Below are 1,881 nucleotides of genomic sequence, written 5' to 3' on the forward strand. Positions count from 1 at the left end.
GATAAAGTTATCGGTGATTTTAATGAAAAAATCATTGGAAAGAGTCAAAATGATGAATTTGATGTGAATACAAACAATACATTTGTTCGATTTAAGGTAGTATCTATAAAAAGTAAAAAATCGCCAGAATTAAATGATGATTTTGCAAAAGAGGTTGGAGCTGATTCCTTAAATGACCTTAAAGAAAAGATAAAGAAAGAGATATTTGAGAATAAAAAGTTGCAAGCTGAAGAAAGCCGTGGGAATAAAGCACTTGATTACCTTGCATCAAAATTGGATTGTGAGCTTCCTTCTGGTTATATTGAAGAGGCAACAGAAGAGAGATTTAAAGAGCTTGACAGAGAATATATTAAAAGAGGATTGAAACTTCAAAACCTTTTAGAAAAAGAAGGTAAGACAGTTGATGAGTTTAAAAAAGAGTTAAAAGAAGATATTGTTGAAGAACTTAAAAAAGATTTAGTCATTAGGGAGATTATAAAAAAATACGATATTCAAGCCTCTGATGATGAAATTAAAGAAGCCTTTGAAAGGTTGGTAAAGGAAGAAAACCTTGACAGTTCAAAAATTTCCCTCACAAATGAACTTAGAAATTACCTTAAAAACGTAATTTTAAGAACAAAAGCACTTTCAATATTAAAAGAAAATGCTATAATAGAATTTGGAGGTGATTAATTTGCCGATTATACCAAGTGTTGTTGAAACAACCGGAAGAGGTGAGATTAGTTTTGATATTTATTCAAGATTGTTAAAGGATAGAATTATATTTTTAACTGGTGAAATTGAAACATATCACTCTGACTTGATTGTTGCAGAATTACTTTATCTTGAATCTCTTGACTCTACACAGGAGATATACCTTTATATAAATAGCCCTGGTGGTGAAGTAATTCCGGGGATGGCAATATACGATACGATGCAGTATATAAAAGCACCTGTTGCAACAATTTGCCTTGGGCAAGCAGCTTCTCTTGCAGCAGTTTTACTTGCAGCGGGAAGAAAAGGCAAAAGATATGCTTTACCTCATTCAAGGATACTTATCCATCAACCTTGGGGTGGAGCTCAAGGGCAGGCAACAGATATAGAGATTCAAGCAAAAGAACTCATTAGAATTAAAAGAATGATTAACGAAATACTTTCAAAGCATACAGGTCAACCTGAGGAAAAAATCCAAAGGGATACTGAAAGGGATTATTTTATGTCTCCTGAGGAAGCAAAAGAATACGGAATAATTGATGAAATTATTTCTGTAAGATCAACTTAGGAGGTATAGTTGGACGAATTGCGTTGTTCCTTTTGTGGAAAATCTTATAGCGAGGTTGATAGACTTATAGCTGGGCCAAATGGTGTGTATATTTGTAACGAATGTATTTTGAAAGCTTATAACCTTTTAACTAAAGAAACTCGAAAAAAGAATGTAAAAAACAATATACCCAAGCCAACAGAAATAAAGGCATATCTAGACCAGTATATTATAGGGCAAGAAGAAGCAAAAATTGTAATTTCAGTTGCAGCATATAACCATTACAAAAGAATATACCAAGATAAAAAAGATATCGAAATAGAAAAAAGTAATATTTTACTCATTGGTCCAACGGGTTCTGGTAAGACTTTCTTTGCACAGGTTCTTTCCAGATTACTCGATGTTCCACTTGCCATTTCTGATGCAACTAGCATTACCGAAGCAGGATATGTTGGAGAAGATGTCGAAAATATAATTCAAAGGCTTCTTCAAGCTGCAGATTTTGATGTTGCAAAAGCTGAAAAAGGTATTGCTTATATTGATGAAATTGATAAGATAGCCCGTAAAACTGCAAACCCTTCGATAACAAGAGATGTTTCAGGCGAAGGGGTCCAACAGGGATTATTAAAGATACTTGAAGG

3 protein-coding genes are annotated in these 1,881 nt (G+C 33.3%); all 3 read left to right on the forward strand.

Annotated features, from left to right (window positions below):
* Positions 1–672 (forward strand): hypothetical protein (locus tag K6343_05440; GenBank protein ID MEF3245403.1); only part of this gene is annotated, 672 nt, incomplete at its 5' end.
* Positions 659–1,261, forward strand: a complete 603-nt coding sequence (locus K6343_05445) for an ATP-dependent Clp protease proteolytic subunit (GenBank protein ID MEF3245404.1) — start codon at positions 659–661, stop codon at positions 1,259–1,261. The genes K6343_05440 and K6343_05445, both read left to right, overlap by 14 nt.
* 9 nt (positions 1,262–1,270) lie before the next feature.
* Positions 1,271–1,881 (forward strand): AAA family ATPase (locus tag K6343_05450; protein MEF3245405.1); only part of this gene is annotated, 611 nt, incomplete at its 3' end.

It is taken from the genome of Caldisericaceae bacterium, from assembly GCA_036574215.1.
In the GTDB taxonomy this organism is placed as follows: Bacteria; Caldisericota; Caldisericia; order Caldisericales; family Caldisericaceae; genus Caldisericum.